11 protein-coding genes are annotated in these 14,518 nt (G+C 72.0%); 6 read left to right on the top strand and 5 right to left on the bottom strand.

The features are described from left to right. The first annotated feature begins 149 nt into the window (after positions 1-149). Complete coding sequence (locus R4Z62_RS05295) at positions 150-2,678, top strand: RelA/SpoT family protein (protein ID WP_064531669.1); 2,529 nt, start codon at positions 150-152, stop codon at positions 2,676-2,678. A 162-nt stretch (positions 2,679-2,840) separates the two neighbouring features. Here R4Z62_RS05295 and R4Z62_RS05290 read toward each other — a convergent pair whose 3' ends face one another. After that, entirely contained in the window at positions 2,841-4,070 is a 1,230-nt protein-coding gene (locus tag R4Z62_RS05290; protein WP_064531667.1) for a DUF349 domain-containing protein, read from the bottom strand. Between the two features lie 138 nt (positions 4,071-4,208). Continuing rightward, positions 4,209-5,033 (bottom strand): peptidylprolyl isomerase, encoded by an 825-nt coding sequence (locus R4Z62_RS05285; protein ID WP_355478676.1) that lies wholly within the window; start codon positions 5,031-5,033, stop codon positions 4,209-4,211. A gap of 179 nt (positions 5,034-5,212) precedes the next feature. Here R4Z62_RS05285 and R4Z62_RS05280 point away from each other — a divergent pair, with 179 nt between their 5' ends. Continuing rightward, the gene (locus R4Z62_RS05280) at positions 5,213-5,929 is read left to right on the top strand and encodes an MBL fold metallo-hydrolase (protein ID WP_355478678.1); all 717 of its coding nucleotides are present in this window, start codon (positions 5,213-5,215) and stop codon (positions 5,927-5,929) included. An 11-nt stretch (positions 5,930-5,940) separates the two neighbouring features. Then, on the top strand, positions 5,941-7,203 hold the full coding sequence (gene hisS, locus R4Z62_RS05275; RefSeq protein WP_491519240.1) for a histidine--tRNA ligase: 1,263 nt from the start codon (positions 5,941-5,943) through the stop codon (positions 7,201-7,203). 124 nt (positions 7,204-7,327) lie between these two features. Here the strand turns inward: hisS and R4Z62_RS05270 are convergent, their stop codons facing one another. Then, positions 7,328-8,182: an ABC transporter permease gene (locus tag R4Z62_RS05270; protein WP_355478681.1), complete on the bottom strand. Its 855-nt coding sequence runs from the start codon at positions 8,180-8,182 to the stop codon at positions 7,328-7,330. Further along, positions 8,179-9,039: an ABC transporter ATP-binding protein gene (locus R4Z62_RS05265; protein WP_382850959.1), complete on the bottom strand. Its 861-nt coding sequence runs from the start codon at positions 9,037-9,039 to the stop codon at positions 8,179-8,181. The genes R4Z62_RS05270 and R4Z62_RS05265 overlap by 4 nt, the downstream gene beginning before the upstream one ends. Positions 9,040-9,222: 183 nt before the next feature. Here R4Z62_RS05265 and R4Z62_RS05260 point away from each other — a divergent pair, with 183 nt between their 5' ends. The 3 genes from R4Z62_RS05260 to rpsD all read left to right on the top strand — a co-directional run bounded on the left by R4Z62_RS05260 (position 9,223) and on the right by rpsD (position 12,208). After that, a complete protein-coding gene (locus R4Z62_RS05260) occupies positions 9,223-9,879 on the top strand; it encodes a vitamin K epoxide reductase family protein (RefSeq protein ID WP_064531661.1) in 657 nt (218 codons plus the stop codon). A gap of 60 nt (positions 9,880-9,939) precedes the next feature. Continuing rightward, entirely contained in the window at positions 9,940-11,295 is a 1,356-nt protein-coding gene (locus R4Z62_RS05255) for a replication-associated recombination protein A (protein WP_064531660.1), read from the top strand. Between the two features lie 298 nt (positions 11,296-11,593). Then, entirely contained in the window at positions 11,594-12,208 is a 615-nt protein-coding gene (gene rpsD / locus R4Z62_RS05250) for a 30S ribosomal protein S4 (RefSeq protein WP_009187613.1), read from the top strand. Between the two features lie 22 nt (positions 12,209-12,230). Here rpsD and R4Z62_RS05245 read toward each other — a convergent pair whose 3' ends face one another. Further along, a complete protein-coding gene (locus tag R4Z62_RS05245) occupies positions 12,231-14,501 on the bottom strand; it encodes an ATP-binding protein (protein WP_491519239.1) in 2,271 nt (756 codons plus the stop codon). Positions 14,502-14,518: the final 17 nt, after the last annotated feature.

Raw genomic sequence — 14,518 nt, 5'->3', positions numbered from 1 at the left:
GGGCCCGGAGGAATCCGGCGCCCGTCCCGTGCGTTTTCCCCGGTGAACGGCCCGCGCACCGGGCTGAAGGCGATCCGGGAGCCCGGGATCGCTACCATGGGACCTCCGGAGCCTGACCGGGGCACCCGGATCGCGCACGAGGAGTCCTCTTGCCAGACGAGGCCCAGCCACTGACCGCCGCCAAGCCCGAGTCCGCCTCGGCAGCCGCGGCGAAGCCCGCGCCGAACGCGAAGGACGCGAAGAACGACACCCGCGGCCCGGTCGAGCGCGTCTCGTCCGCACCCGTCGAGAAGGCCGCCGAGTCCGTGCGCCCCAAACCGGCCCCTCCCGTGCGCGCCGCCGGCGGCCAGCCCGCCCGCTCCGGCTCCTCCAACCGCGTCCGCGCCCGCCTGGCCCGCCTCGGCGTCCAGCGCGCCAACCCGTACAACCCGGTCCTGGAGCCGCTGCTGCGGATAGTGCGCAGCAACGACCCCAAGATCGAGACGGCCACCCTGCGCCAGATCGAGCGCGCCTACCAGGTCGCCGAGCGCTGGCACCGCGGCCAGAAGCGCAAGAGCGGCGACCCGTACATCACGCACCCGCTCGCCGTCACCACCATCCTCGCCGAGCTCGGCATGGACCCGGCCACCCTCATGGCCGGCCTGCTGCACGACACCGTCGAGGACACCGAGTACGGCCTGGACGACCTGCGCCGCGACTTCGGTGACGTGGTCGCCCTGCTCGTCGACGGCGTCACCAAGCTCGACAAGGTCAAGTTCGGCGAGGCCGCGCAGGCCGAGACCGTGCGCAAGATGGTCGTCGCCATGGCCAAGGACCCGCGCGTCCTGGTCATCAAGCTCGCCGACCGCCTGCACAACATGCGCACCATGCGCTACCTCAAGCGCGAGAAGCAGGAGAAGAAGGCGCGCGAGACCCTGGAGATCTACGCGCCGCTCGCCCACCGCCTGGGCATGAACACCATCAAGTGGGAGCTGGAGGACCTCGCCTTCGCGATCCTCTACCCCAAGATGTACGACGAGATCGTCCGCCTGGTCGCCGAACGCGCCCCCAAGCGCGACGAGTACCTGGCGATCGTCACCGACGAGGTCCAGTCCGACCTGCGCGCCGCCCGCATCAAGGCCACCGTCACCGGCCGCCCCAAGCACTACTACAGCGTCTACCAGAAGATGATCGTCCGCGGCCGCGACTTCGCGGAGATCTACGACCTGGTCGGCATCCGCGTCCTGGTCGACACGGTCCGCGACTGCTACGCCGCCCTCGGCACCGTGCACGCGCGATGGAACCCGGTCCCCGGCCGGTTCAAGGACTACATCGCGATGCCCAAGTTCAACATGTACCAGTCGCTGCACACCACGGTCATCGGCCCCAACGGCAAGCCCGTCGAACTGCAGATCCGCACCTTCGACATGCACCGCCGCGCCGAGTACGGCATCGCCGCGCACTGGAAGTACAAGCAGGAGGCCGTCGCCGGTGCCTCCAAGGTCCGCACCGACGCGCCCCGGTCCACCGGCAAGGACGGCAAGGCCGGCAGGGACACAGCCATCAACGACATGGCGTGGCTGCGCCAGCTCCTCGACTGGCAGAAGGAGACCGAGGACCCGGGCGAGTTCCTCGAATCACTGCGCTTCGACCTCTCCCGCAACGAGGTCTTCGTCTTCACGCCCAAGGGCGACGTCATAGCGCTCCCGGCCGGCGCCACCCCGGTGGACTTCGCCTACGCCGTCCACACCGAGGTCGGCCACCGCACCATAGGAGCACGGGTCAACGGCCGCCTCGTCCCGCTGGAGTCCACCCTGGACAACGGCGACCTGGTGGAGGTCTTCACCTCCAAGGCGGCCGGCGCCGGGCCCTCCCGCGACTGGCTGGGCTTCGTCAAGTCGCCGCGCGCCCGCAACAAGATCCGCGCCTGGTTCTCCAAGGAGCGCCGCGACGAGGCGATCGAGCAGGGCAAGGACGCCATCGTCCGCGCCATGCGCAAGCAGAACCTGCCCATCCAGCGCATCCTGACCGGCGACTCGCTGGTCACGCTGGCGCACGAGATGCGCTACTCGGACATCTCCGCGCTGTACGCGGCGATCGGCGAGGGCCATGTATCGGCCCAGAACATCGTGCAGAAGCTCGTCCAGGCCCTCGGCGGCGAGGAGGCCGCCACCGAGGAGATCGACGAGAGCATCCCGCCCGCCCGCGGGCGCGGACGCAAGCGCCGCTCCAGCGCCGACCCGGGTGTCGTCGTCAAGGGCGTCGACGACGTGTGGGTCAAACTGGCCCGCTGCTGCACACCGGTGCCCGGCGACCCGATCATCGGCTTCGTCACCCGCGGCAGCGGGGTCTCGGTCCACCGCAGCGACTGCGTCAACGTGGACTCGCTCTCCCGCGAACCCGAGCGGATCCTGGACGTCGAATGGGCGCCCACCCAGTCCTCGGTCTTCCTGGTCGCCATCCAGGTCGAGGCCCTGGACCGCTCCCGGCTGCTCTCGGACGTCACCCGCGTCCTGTCCGACCAGCACGTCAACATCCTGTCCGCGGCCGTGCAGACCTCCCGCGACCGCGTCGCCACCTCCCGCTTCACCTTCGAGATGGGCGACCCCAAGCACCTGGGGCACGTCCTGCGCGCGGTGCGCGGCGTGGAGGGCGTCTACGACGTCTACCGGGTCACATCGGCCCGCAACCGGACCTAGTCAGCACGCACCGGTCCCAGCCGGCCCGGGAGCCGCCCAGGCACCTCAGCCGCCCCGGCAGCCTCCCGGGCGCCCGGAGCACCGGGAAGGCGACGGCAGACGGCGAGAGGGCCCCGTACGGCGTGTACGGGGCCCTCTCGCCGTCTGTCCTGCGCGCCGCGCTCAGCCGCCGAACTCCTGGAGGCCCTTCAGAGCCTGGTCCAGCAGCGCCTGGCGGCCCGACAGCTCCTTCTCCAGCTTGTCGGCCCGCGCGTTGTTGCCCTGCGCCCGCGCCTGCTCGATCTGGCCCCGCAGCTTGTCCACGGCGGCCTGGAGCTGACCGGTCAGACCCTCGGCACGCGCGCGTGCCTCCGGGTTCGTCCGGCGCCACTCGCTCTCCTCGGCCTCCTGGAGGGCCCGCTCGACCGTGTGCATCCGGCCCTCGACCCGCGGACGGGCGTCCCGCGGCACATGGCCGACGGCCTCCCAGCGCTCGTTGATCGAACGGAAGGCGGCACGCGCGGCCTTGAGATCACCGATCGGCAGCAGCTTCTCCGCCTCCTCGGCCAGCTCCTCCTTCAGCTTCAGGTTCTCCGACTGCTCGGCGTCCCGTTCGGCGAAGACCGAACCGCGCGCGGCGAAGAACACGTCCTGGGCGCCACGGAAGCGGTTCCACAGGTCGTCCTCGTGCTCGCGCTGCGCACGCCCCGCGGCCTTCCACTCCGCCATCAGCTCGCGGTACCGGGCCGCCGTGGCGCCCCAGTCCGTCGAGCCCGACAGCGCCTCGGCCTCGGCGACCAGCCGCTCCTTGATCCGGCGCGCCTCCTCGCGCTGCGCGTCCAGCTGCGCGAAGTGCGCCTTGCGCCGCTTGGAGAACGCCGAGCGCGCGTGCGAGAAGCGGTGCCACAGCTCGTCGTCGGACTTGCGGTCCAGGCGCGGCAGCCCCTTCCAGGTGTCCACCAGCGCGCGCAGCCGCTCACCGGCCGCCCGCCACTGGTCCGACCCGGCCAGCTCCTCCGCCTCGGTGACCAGCGCCTCCTTGGCGTGCCGGGCCTCGTCCGCCTGCCGGGCGCGCTGCGCCTTGCGCTCCTCGCGCCGCGACTCGACGGTCTCGACCAGCTTGTCCAGGCGGCTGCGCAGGGCGGCCAGATCACCGACCGCGTGATGCGCGTCGACCTGCTCCCGGAGGTGGTCGACGGCGGCCTGGGCGTCCTTCGCCGACAGATCGGTGGTGCGTACGCGCTTCTCGAGCAGGCCGATCTCGACCACCAGGCCCTCGTACTTGCGCTCGAAGTAGGCCAGTGCCTCATCGGGGGAGCCGGCCTGCCAGGAACCGACGACCTGCTCGCCCTCGGCCGTCCGCACGTACACGGTCCCCGTCTCGTCGACGCGGCCCCACGGGTCGCTGCTCACAGCGCCTCCTCCACATGATGCCTGCGGGGGGCTCTGGAGGCTCCCCCGGGCATCGTCCACAGTTTCGTCACGGCCAACATAGGCGACCAGCGGGTTTCCTGTCCGCATCCAGCGCGACCGAAATCGCGCGGTTGACGGTCAGGACTTCGTGACCGTGGCCTTGTTGATCACGACCGTCGCGTTCGGGGCGCCGTCGCCGGCGCCCGAGTTCTCACCCGCGGCGGCGATCTTCTTCAGCACCGTGAGGCCCGACTCGGAAATCGTACCGAACGGTGCGTAGTTGGGCGGCAGCTGGCTGTTCTGGTACACGAGGAAGAACTGGCTGCCCCCGGTGTGCTTCTGCCCGGTGTTCGCCATCGCGACCGTGCCGGCCGGATAGACGTTGCCCTTGAGGCTGGCGTCCTTGAGGTTCTCGTCCGGGATCGTGTAACCGGGGCCGCCCGTGCCCGTACCGGTCGGGTCGCCGCACTGGAGCACGTAGATCCCGTTCGTGGTGAGCCGGTGGCACTTCGTGTGGTCGAAGAAGCCCTTCCCGGCCAGGAAGTCGAACGAGTTGACGGTGTGCGGAGCGGCGGACGCCTTCAGCGACATGTCGATGTCACCGCACGTGGTGGCGAGCTTCATCGTGTACTTCGCCGACGTGTCGATCGACATCGCCGGCTCCTTCTTCCAGCTCAGCTTCGCCACCGAGCCCGCGGCCGGCTTCGCGCACGGGTCCGGCGCCTTGGGGCTGGCCGACGGGCTCGCGGAGACGTCCGCGCTCGCGTTCGCCTTGTCGTCCTTGTCGCTCTTGAGCGCCCCGGTCGAGTACAACGCGACACCACCGATGACGACCACGCCGAGCACCGACGCGATCACGGAGTTGCGCGTGCGTGCCTTGCGCCGCGCGGCGGTGCGCCGCTGCTGCTGCCGCAAGAACTTCTCCCGGGCGAGCTGACGCCGCCGCTGCTCCTGGCTGACCACCGGGTTCTCTCCTCATGCGTCTGGAATGTCGACCGGCACCCGCGCGGCCGGTGAGCCGGTCGCCCGTGTGTGCCCCGTACCGTATATGGGTTCGCTGAGGATCCGGCAGCGCCGGTAGTCTCTGACCGCGGGCGCGGTCACCCGATGCCCGCCCGTATCGACACAAACGAAGGACGATCGTGCTCATTGCCGGGTTCCCCGCCGGGGCCTGGGGGACGAACTGCTACCTCGTCGCCCCCGCCGCCGGTGAGGAGTGCGTGATCATCGACCCCGGCCACCAGGCCGCCCAGGGAGTCGAGGAAGCGCTGAAGAAGCATCGGCTCAAGCCCGTCGCCGTCGTCCTCACCCACGGCCACATCGATCATGTGGCCTCGGTCGTCCCCGTGTGCGGCGCGCACGGCGTACCGGCCTGGATCCACCCGGCCGACCGGTACATGATGAGCGACCCCGAGAAGGCCCTCGGCCGTTCCGTCGGGGCGCCGCTGATGGGCGAGCTGACCGTGGGCGAGCCCGACGACGTCGAGGAGCTGACCGACGGCGCGCGGCTGGAGCTGGCCGGCCTGGAGTTCTCCGTCGCGCACGCCCCCGGCCATACCAAGGGGTCGGTGACCTTCCGGATGCCCGAGACCGCGGACATCCCGTCGGTCTTCTTCTCCGGGGATCTGCTCTTCGCCGGCTCCATCGGACGCACCGACCTGCCCGGCGGCGACATGGCCGAGATCCTCGACTCGCTGGCCCGCGTGTGCCTGCCGCTCGACGACTCGACCGTGGTGCTGTCCGGCCACGGCCCCCAGACGACCATCGGCCAGGAGCGCGCCGCCAACCCGTATCTGCGGCAGGTGGCCGCCGGCCGCCGCGAGCACGGCGCCGGCGAGGCTCCCCGACGAGGAATGTGACGAGAGACTTCGTGAGCACCTTCAAGGCCCCCAAGGGCACGTACGACCTGATCCCCCCGGACTCCGCGACCTACCTGGCGGTCCGCGAGGCCATCGCCGCCCCGCTGCGCAACTCCGGCTACGGATACGTCGAGACGCCCGGCTTCGAGAACGTCGAGCTGTTCGCCCGCGGTGTCGGCGAGTCCACCGACATCGTGACCAAGGAGATGTACGCCTTCGAGACCAAGGGCGGTGACCAGCTCGCCCTGCGTCCCGAGGGCACCGCCTCCGTGCTGCGCGCCGCCCTGGAGGCCAACCTGCACAAGGCGGGCAACCTCCCCGTCAAGCTCTGGTACTCCGGCTCGTACTACCGCTACGAGCGCCCGCAGAAGGGCCGTTACCGCCACTTCTCGCAGGTCGGCGCGGAGGCCATCGGCGCCGAGGACCCGGCCCTGGACGCCGAGCTGATCATCCTCGCCGACCAGGCGTACCGCTCGCTGGGCCTGAGCGACTTCCGCATCCTGCTCAACAGCCTCGGCGACAAGGAGTGCCGCCCGGTCTACCGGGCCGCCCTCCAGGACTTCCTGCGCGGCCTCGACCTGGACGAGGACACGCTGCGCCGGGCGGAGATCAACCCGCTGCGCGTGCTCGACGACAAGCGTCCCGACGTGCAGAAGCAGCTCACCGACGCCCCGCTGCTGCGCGACTACCTGTGCGACGCCTGCAAGACGTACCACGAGGAGGTCCGGGCCTTGCTGGAGGCTCAGGGCGTCTCCTTCGAGGACGACCCCAAGCTGGTCCGCGGCCTGGACTATTACACCCGCACCACCTTCGAGTTCGTCCACGACGGCCTCGGCTCGCAGTCCGCGGTCGGCGGCGGTGGCCGCTACGACGGCCTGTCCGAGATGATCGGCGGCCCCGCGCTGCCCTCCGTCGGCTGGGCGCTCGGCGTGGACCGCACCGTCCTGGCCCTCCAGGCGGAGGGCGTCGAACTCCGCCTGCCCCCCGCCACCAGCGTCTTCGCCGTCCCGCTCGGCGAGGAGGCGCGCCGGGTGCTGTTCGCCAAGGTCACCGAGCTGCGCAAGGTGGGCGTCGCGGCGGACTTCTCCTACGGGCACAAGGGCCTCAAGGGAGCGATGAAGAACGCCAACCGCAGCGGCGCCCGTTTCACCCTGGTCGCCGGTGAGCGCGACCTCGCCGAGGGTGTCGTCCAGCTCAAGGACATGGAGTCCGGCGAGCAGACGGCGATCGGCGTCAACGAGGTCGTGGCGGAGCTGGAGTCGCGGCTCGGCTGAGCGGCCGGAAGAGCGCGCGGCGGGCGCCGGGAGCCTTGACGGGCACCCGGCGCCCGCCGCCGTTCACGGCGGCACGACCTGGCCGTCCGGGCGGCGCGCTTCACGGGCCGCGCCGCCGTCCCCGTCAGCCCGTACGCCGGTCCTTCCAGCGGAACGTCAGCAGGCACAGCACCAGTCCGCCGGCGCACCAGGCCGCCAGCACCAGCGCGATCCGCCCGAACTCCCAGGAGCCCGCCTGCTCCAGCACCCGGGCCGAGTCGGGCAGGAACACCCCGCGCAGGCCCTGGCAGAGCCACTTGAGCGGGAAGAGGGCGCCGACGTCCAGCATCCAGTCCGGGATGGTGCTGACCGAGATGTAGACCCCGGAGACGAACTGGAGCACCAGGAACGGCAGGACGACCACGGAGGTGGCGCTCTTCGCCGACCGGGGCACCGAGCTGATCGCGATGCCCAGCAGCGCGCACCCGGTCAGACCGAGCACGAAGATCCAGGCGAAGTGGAACCAGCGGACCGCGTCCGTGGGCAGGTCGACACCGTAGACCGTCGTCCCGACGAGCAGCAGGACCGCCGTCTCCAGGACCCCGGTGACCAGCACCAGCCAGATCTTGCCCAGGAAGTAGGCGGCCGGGGGCATGGGCGTGCCGCGCAGCCGGCGCAGCGCCTTCTCGTCCCGCTCCACGGCGATCGACACGCCCAGCGACTGGAAACTCGTCGACATGATGCCCGACGCCATCATCGCGGGGACGTACAGCTGCGAGGCGGTGATGCCGGTGCCCTGGACGGCGTCGTGGAAGATCGAGGCGAACAGGAACAGGAAGACCACCGGGAAGGCGAAGGTGAACACCACCTGCTCGCGCTGCCGGAAGAACTGCTTGATCTCCAGGGCGCCCCGGGCCAGTCCCAGGCCCCACGCCCCCGGCGGCCGCGGATCCGCGTCGCGCGCCAGGGTCCCTCCGCCGGGGGCCGCGGTGGTGGTCATCGGGTGTTCTCCTGTCCGGTCAGCCGGAGGTAGACGTCCTCCAGGGTGGGGCGGCTCACCCGGAGTCCGGGTATCTCGCCGTCGAAGCGGTGCATGAGCGCGGCGACGGTCCTGGTGGGGGTGTCCGTCTGCTCGGTGCGCGCCGCGCCGTCGTGCTCGGTCCACTCCACGGTGGCGCCGGTGCCGAAGCGTGCGCGCAGGGCGGCCGAGGTGCCCTCGGCGACGATCCGGCCGCCGGCCACCACCGCCAGCCGGTCGGCGAGCGCCTCGGCCTCCTCCAGGTAGTGCGTGGTCAGCAGGATCGTCGTCCCCTCGGCGGCGAGCTGCCGGATCAGGTCCCAGAACTGCCGCCGGGCCGCCGGGTCGAACCCGGTCGTCGGCTCGTCCAGGAGCAGCAGTTCGGGGCCGCCGATCACACCGAGCGCGACGTCCAGCCGGCGCCGCTGCCCGCCCGAGAGGGACTTGATCCGGCTGTCCGCCTTCGCCTCCAGACCGACCAGCGAGATCACCTCGCCGGGGTCGCGGGGCCGGGGGTAGTAGCGGGCGAAGTGACGCACGGTCTCGCGGACCGTCAACTCGGCGGGCGCGGATTCGTCCTGCCAGACGATCCCGACGCGGGAGCGCCACGCGCGCGTGCCGGTCGCCGGGTCCGACCCGAGGACGGTGACCTCTCCCGCGTCCCGTGAGCGGTGGCCCTGGAGGATCTCCACGGTGGTGCTCTTGCCCGCCCCGTTGGGTCCGAGCAGGCCGAACACCTCGCCCTTCTCGATGCCGAGATCGATCCCGTCGACCGCGGTGACGTCCCCGTAGCGCTTGCGCAGCCCCCGTACGGCCACCGCGAGTTCGTTCGATGTCATGCCCAGAGCGTCACCCGGAACGGTGGCTTCCGGGGAAGATTTCGCGATCTTCGTCGTTCTACAGCGTTCTTCGGCGGTCTTCCTCGTTCTCCTTATCTCCAGCGAACGGTGGGCACCCGGGTGGGTGCGGCACAATGGCCCTGCCCGAAGAAGGTCCAACTCTCAAGTGACGGAATCGGCGTGATGAGCAAGACGACAGTCAGGGACGTCTCGACGGATCCCGGCCCGCAGTCCGCTGCACCCGGGCCGCGCACGGCGGGCGGCAGCCGTGCCTTCGCGCTGCTGCTGGTGATCACCGGTGCCGCCGGGCTGCTCGCCGCCTGGGTCATCACGATCGACAAGCAGAAGATCCTCGAGGGCAAGCTGTCCGGCAAGACGTTCACGCCGAGCTGCAGCATCAACCCGATCATCTCCTGCGGCAGCGTCATGGAGAGCAAGCAGGCCGCCGTCTTCGGGTTCCCCAACCCGATGCTCGGCCTGGTCGCCTACGGCATCGTCATCTGCGTCGGCATGAGCCTGCTCGCCCGCGCCCGCTTCCCCCGCTGGTACTGGCTGACCTTCAACGCCGGCACGCTCTTCGGCGTGTGCTTCGTCACCTGGCTCCAGTTCGAGTCGCTGTACCGGATCAACGCGCTGTGCCTGTGGTGCTCGCTGGCCTGGGTCGCCACGATCACCGCGTTCTGGTACGTCACGTCGTTCAACGCGCGCAACGGCTTCCTGCCCGCCCCGCGCCCGCTGAAGACGTTCCTGAGCGAGTTCACCTGGGTGCTGCCGGTGACCCACTGCGGGATCATCGCCATGCTGATCCTGACCCGCTGGGGCAGCAGCCTCTGGGCCTGAACCGCCCCCGCGGTCCACGGCCCCGGCGGCGTTGTCAGTGGGGTGCCATAGGGTTTCCGTGTGGAGCCCGACCTGTTCACCGCCGCCGCGGAAGACCGCCAGGAGAAGGACCCGGCCGCCAGCCCCCTCGCGGTCCGGATGCGCCCGCGCACCCTCGACGAGGTGGTGGGCCAGCAGCACCTGCTCAAGCCAGGCTCGCCGCTGCGCCGGCTCGTCGGCGAGGGAGCGGGCGGTCCCGCGGGACCGTCCTCGGTGATCCTCTGGGGCCCGCCCGGCACCGGCAAGACCACTCTGGCGTACGTGGTCTCCAAGGCGACCAACAAGCGCTTCGTGGAGCTGTCCGCGATCACCGCGGGCGTCAAGGAGGTCCGCGCGGTCATCGACGGCGCCCGCCGCGCCTCCGGCGGGTACGGCCAGGAGACCGTCCTCTTCCTCGACGAGATCCACCGCTTCAGCAAGGCCCAGCAGGACTCCCTGCTCCCGGCGGTCGAGAACCGCTGGGTGACCCTGATCGCCGCCACCACGGAGAACCCGTACTTCTCGGTGATCTCCCCGCTGCTGTCCCGCTCCCTGCTCCTCACGCTGGAACCGCTCACCGACGACGACGTGCGCGGTCTGCTGCGCCGCGCCCTCGCCGACGAGCGCGGCCTGAGGTCCGCCGTCGCCCTCCCCGAGGACACCGAGGACCATCTGCTGCGCATCGCCGGCGGTGACGCGCGCCGCGCGCTGACCGCCCTGGAGGCCGCGGCGGGCGCGGCTCTGGACAAGGGCGAGGACGAGATCTCCCTGACGACGCTGGAGGAGACCGTCGACCGGGCCGCGGTGAAGTACGACCGCGACGGCGACCAGCACTACGACGTCGCCAGCGCCCTGATCAAGTCCATCCGGGGCTCGGACGTCGACGCGGCCCTGCACTACCTGGCCCGGATGATCGAGGCGGGCGAGGACCCCCGGTTCATCGCCCGGCGGCTGATGATCTCCGCCAGCGAGGACATCGGCCTGGCCGATCCGAACGCGCTGCCCCTGGCGGTCGCCGCCGCCCAGGCCGTCGCCATGATCGGCTTCCCCGAGGCGGCCCTCACCCTCAGCCACACCACCATCGCCCTCGCCCTGGCCCCCAAGTCCAACGCCGCGACCACGGCGATCGGCGCCGCCCTCGCGGACGTGCGCGGGGGCCTGGCCGGATCGGTGCCGCCGCATCTGCGGGACGGGCACTACAAGGGCGCCGCCAAGCTCGGCCACGCCCAGGGGTACGTCTACCCGCACGACCTGCCCGAGGGCATCGCCGCCCAGCAGTACGCGCCGGACGCCCTCAAGGACCGCGAGTACTACACCCCGAGCAGGCACGGCGCGGAGGCGCGGTACGCGGACGCGGTGGAGTGGACCCGCAAGCACCTCGGTCGGAAGCGGCCATGAGCACCCTGTAGACTGCCTCGAAGTGCCGAGTCCCGTGCCGTCAGAGCGGGACAGCCGGCCGGAGCCCGGACCGTCGAGGACCGGCTCCAGGAGCGTCGCGCACCGTCGAACGGTGTCGCGGGCAGCCCACCACCACCCGGGATCCCGGGACGGTCGGTGGGCCACTCGCGTGCTGCACGTATGTGCCCAGACCAGGGAAGCGGCTGCCCGGCAGTCCCTCAGGGACCGACGGGTTCTCCCAGGCTGCGGATGCGACCTCCGTAACCCTGACAAGCCGAGAACTACGAAATGAGAGACAGTGGCGAACCAGTCCCGCCCCAAGGTCAAGAAGTCGCGTGCCCTCGGCATCGCGCTGACCCCGAAGGCCGTCAAGTACTTCGAGGCCCGTCCCTACCCGCCGGGTGAGCACGGCCGCGGTCGCAAGCAGAACTCGGACTACAAGGTCCGTCTGCTGGAGAAGCAGCGTCTGCGCGCGCAGTACGACGTGTCCGAGCGCCAGCTCGTCCGCGCCTACGAGCGTGCCTCCAAGGTCCAGGGCAAGACCGGTGAGGCCCTGATCGTCGAGCTGGAGCGCCGCCTCGACGCGCTGGTCCTGCGTTCGGGCATCGCCCGCACGATCTACCAGGCCCGCCAGATGGTCGTCCACGGCCACATCCAGGTGAACGGCCAGAAGGTCGACAAGCCGTCCTTCCGCGTCCGCCCCGACGACGTCGTGCAGGTCCGCGACCGCTCCAAGGAGAAGACGCTCTTCACCATCGCCCGTGAGGGCGGCTTCGCCCCCGAGGGCGAGACCCCGCGTTACCTCCAGGTGAACCTCAAGGCCCTGGCGTTCCGCCTGGACCGCGAGCCGAACCGCAAGGAGATCCCGGTGATCTGCGACGAGCAGCTCGTCGTCGAGTACTACGCCCGCTGATCCCGGCAGGCCGCGCGGTACCTCAGCCCGCCGTCTCCCCGCCCTTCCGGGTGGGCGAGGCGGCGGGCTGCCGCGTGTGCGGGCTCCCGCCCCCGGCCTGCCCGCGCGGCCCCGGCAGCGCACGCAGAGGCCGGCTCCCCGCCCGCCCCAGGGCCCGCGCCACGGCCGCCTCCCGGCCCAGTGCGGCCCCCTCGCGCACCCGTGCCTCGTAGTGTGCGTCGCCCAGCCGCTCCCGGGCCCGTGCCTCGCACAGCTCGTGCGGCGCGTTGTAGTGGACCGAGCCGAACAGCCGCAGCCCCACCGACGCCCACATGCCGCCCGCGGCCCCCTGGAGCACCGCGGCCTCCGCCGCGTCGCCCTCGCTGACCGTCACCAGTGCCAGCAGCTCCACCGCCAGCACCGAACCGAGCAGGTCGTGGAAGCCGTGGGTGTCGGTGAGGCAGTCGACCAGCAGATCCCGGGCGTACCCCAGCTTCCCCTCGTGCCAGGCGGCGTACGCCAGCACGTACAGCGCGTAGGCGCGCGACCAGCGCTCCCCGTGGTCGTCGCAGACCCGGCGGACGTCCTCGCACAGCCGCACCGCGTCCGCGAGATCGCCCCGGAAGGCGCGGGCCATCGCCAGCTCGACCCGGCCCATCAGCACCGTGCTGTTCAGCTCGCCGATCTCGCGGTAGCGCTCCAGTGCCGAGCGCAGCAGCCTCTCCGCGCGTTCCATGTCGTCCGTGACCAGCGCCAGACAGCCCGTGCGGTGCTCCGCGTAGGCCAGCGCCGTCGCGCTCGCCGCGGACTCCGCGACGCGGCGGCACTCCTGGAGCGCGGCCAGCGCGGGCCCGGTGTCGCCCTGGAGGATCGCCACGTGCGCGAGCACCCACAGCGCCTTCAGCCGGGACGGCTCATGGCCGCCGTCCAGCGCCACGGCGCGTGCCAGCCAGTGCCGGCCCTCGGCCAGCCGCCCGCACCCGGCCCAGCAGAACCACAGGCAGCCCGCCAGGTACTGGGCCAGACGCGCCTCGTCGGGGCCGGTCATGCAGTACTCCAGGGCGCTGCGCAGATTGGGCAGCTCCGTCTCGATGCGCGCGGCCACCTCGGTCTGCCGGGGCGAGAACCACTCCAGTTCGCACCAGGTGGCCAGGCCGACGTACCAGTCGCGGTGGCGGCGCCGCAGCCGTTCGGCGTCGCCGGTGGCGGCCAGCCAGCCGGCGCCGTAGGCGCGGACCGTGTCCAGCATCCGCAGGCGCGGTCCCGCCGCGGTCTCCTCGCGTGCCACCACGGACTGCGCGACCAGCTCGCCCAGCACGTCCAGGACGTCGTCGGCGGGCAGCCCGTGGCCGCCGCACACATACTCGGCGGCCTCCGGGTCGAAGGGCCCGGTGAACACCGAGAGGCGCGCCCACAGCAGGCGCTGCTCGGGTGTGCACAGCTCATGGCTCCAGCCGATCGCGGTGCGCAGCGTGCGGTGCCGGGGCAGGGTGTCGCGGGGGCCGCCGGTCAGCAGCCGGAACCGGTCGTCGAGCCGTTCCAGCAGCCGGGCCGGGGGCAGGGTCCGCAGCCGTCCCGCCGCCAGCTCCACCGCGAGCGGGAGCCGGTCCAGGCGCCGGCACACCTCCCGCACCGCCGGGTCGGCGGCCTCGACGCTCACGCCGTGCTGGGCGGCCCGCGCGATGAGCAGCCGGACCGCCTCGTCCTCGGCGGGCGGATCCAGCGGGAACAGCCGCTCACCGGCCACCCCGAGCGGCCGGCGCCCCACGGCCAGGACCCGCACCTGCGGCACCCGCCGCAGCAGCTCGGCCACCAGGTCGGCGCATGCGTCGGCCAGGTGCTCGAACCCGTCGAGCACCAGCAGCAGCCGCGGCCCGGCGGCGGCGCGGGCCCCGTCCGCCCCGACCGCCCCGTCCGCCCCGGTGAAGCCCAGGACCCGGGGGAGGGCGAGCAGCGTCTCGCGCGGGGTGCGCGCCGTGTGGTCGGTCAGCTCCAGCGCCTCCACCACGGCGTGGTCGACGAAGTCCGCGTCCCGCAGCGGCGTCAGGTCCACCCGCGCCCAGGCGCGCGGCACCTCCGGATCGGCCCCGCCGCGCCGCGCGCCGTCCGCGGCCCAGCGCGCCGCGGCCCGCGCCGCGAGCCGCGACTTGCCGACCCCGCCGGTGCCGGTCACCGTCACCAGCCGGGCGGCGCCGAGCGCCCGCGCGAGCGCGCCGAGTTCGGCGCGGCGGCCCACGAACGCGTCGGGCTCGGCGGGCGGACCGGCCGCCGCCCCGCACCACCGCGGCGGCCGGCCGGACGTCGGATCAGGCATGGCGTCTCGCATGGGAC

The organism is Streptomyces sp. PL-25, from assembly GCF_058344915.1.
The sequence above is the reverse complement of the archived record's forward strand: the minus strand, read 5'-3'. Positions and strand labels throughout refer to the sequence as shown.

Coding starts and splice junctions, on each gene's coding strand:
- R4Z62_RS05270 (WP_355478681.1), bottom strand. CDS start 8,182: ATGACCACCACCGCGGCCCCCGGCGGAGGGACCCTGGCGCGCGACGCG.
- R4Z62_RS05265 (WP_382850959.1), bottom strand. CDS start 9,039: ATGACATCGAACGAACTCGCGGTGGCCGTACGGGGGCTGCGCAAGCGC.
- R4Z62_RS05260 (WP_064531661.1), top strand. CDS start 9,223: ATGAGCAAGACGACAGTCAGGGACGTCTCGACGGATCCCGGCCCGCAG.
- R4Z62_RS05245 (WP_491519239.1), bottom strand. CDS start 14,501: ATGCCTGATCCGACGTCCGGCCGGCCGCCGCGGTGGTGCGGGGCGGCG.